The 1,315-nt window shown below is 58.1% G+C and carries 2 pseudogenes; both read right to left on the bottom strand.

The annotated features are described in order from the left end of the window. Positions 1-69: 69 nt before the first annotated feature. Positions 70-1,221: pseudogene (locus ACQKQA_RS30355) on the bottom strand (DNA-directed RNA polymerase subunit beta'); the annotation flags it as partial. Then, positions 1,221-1,315: pseudogene (locus tag ACQKQA_RS30350) on the bottom strand (glucose-1-phosphate cytidylyltransferase); the annotation flags it as partial. The pseudogenes ACQKQA_RS30355 and ACQKQA_RS30350, both read right to left, overlap by 1 nt.

Raw genomic sequence — 1,315 nt, 5'->3', positions numbered from 1 at the left:
GTTCAGTAAGGGCCCGTTCAATGACCGGACACCCCTGAAGAATTCACCCCCCCTTACAAACCCTTGAACAACCCACTTCTCGTCGACCAGGGTGCCGGCTGGAACGATGACGTCCTCGGTACCTGGCTTGAATACGTCACGGGCGATAACACGACCCAACACGCGCTCACCCAGAGGCTCGACAACGTCACCGCCCTCAATGTGCGGAGTCATCAGCAGGCCGTGCTCGGTGCCACAGTCGATCTCGGTTACAACCAGATCCTGCGCCACGTCTACCAGACGACGAGTCAGGTAACCGGAGTTCGCAGTTTTCAACGCGGTATCCGCCAGACCTTTACGAGCACCGTGAGTCGAGATGAAGTACTGGAGTACGCTCAGACCTTCACGGAAGTTCGCAGTAATCGGCGTTTCGATGATGGAGCCGTCCGGCTTGGCCATCAGACCACGCATACCGGCGAGCTGACGGATCTGTGCTGCGGAACCCCGCGCACCCGAGTCGGCCATCATGTACATCGAGTTGAACGATTCTTGCTCGACTTCGTCGCCGTTACGGTCGACCACCTTCTCTTTCGAGAGGTTGGCCATCATCGCCTTGGAAACTTCGTCGTTCGCTTTCGACCAAAGGTCGATCACTTTGTTGTACTTCTCGCCCTGGGTTACCAGGCCGGAGGCGTACTGGCTCTCGATCTCCTTCACTTCATCGGTAGCAGTACCGATGATGCGGGCTTTCTCGTCCGGGATAACGAAGTCGTTAACACCGATGGAAACGCCGGAAATGGTCGAGTAGGCAAAACCGGTGTACATCAGCTGGTCAGCGAAGATAACGGTCTCTTTCAGACCCACCACGCGATAGCACTGGTTGATCAGCTTGGAGATCGCCTTCTTCTTCATCGGCAGGTTGACGACATCGAAGGACAGGCCTTTTGGCACAACCTGGAACAACAGCGCACGGCCGACAGTAGTGTCGACGATACGGGTGTTAGTCACACTACCGCCATCACGATCGTTGACGGTTTCGGTGATCCGCACCTTGATCTTGGCATGCAGTGCGGCTTCGCCGGCACGGAACACACGGTCAACTTCCTGCAGATCCGCGAAAACACGACCTTCGCCCTTGGCGTTGATCGCCTCACGGGTCATGTAGTACAGACCCAATACAACGTCCTGCGACGGAACGATGATCGGCTCACCGTTGGCTGGCGACAGGATGTTGTTGGTCGACCCAGGACGCTGTCGCCATCGCGCTCCAGGGCGCCGTAGCGGCCAGGCGGCTGCACGGCCGTGACCGTCGCCTGCTTGCCGTGGGCCCGGTGGA

The organism is Pseudomonas sp. NPDC089530 (assembly GCF_050280705.1).
Classification (GTDB): Bacteria; Pseudomonadota; Gammaproteobacteria; order Pseudomonadales; family Pseudomonadaceae; genus Aquipseudomonas.
Note: the sequence above shows the minus strand (reverse complement) of the source record. Positions and strands in the feature narration are given on the sequence as shown.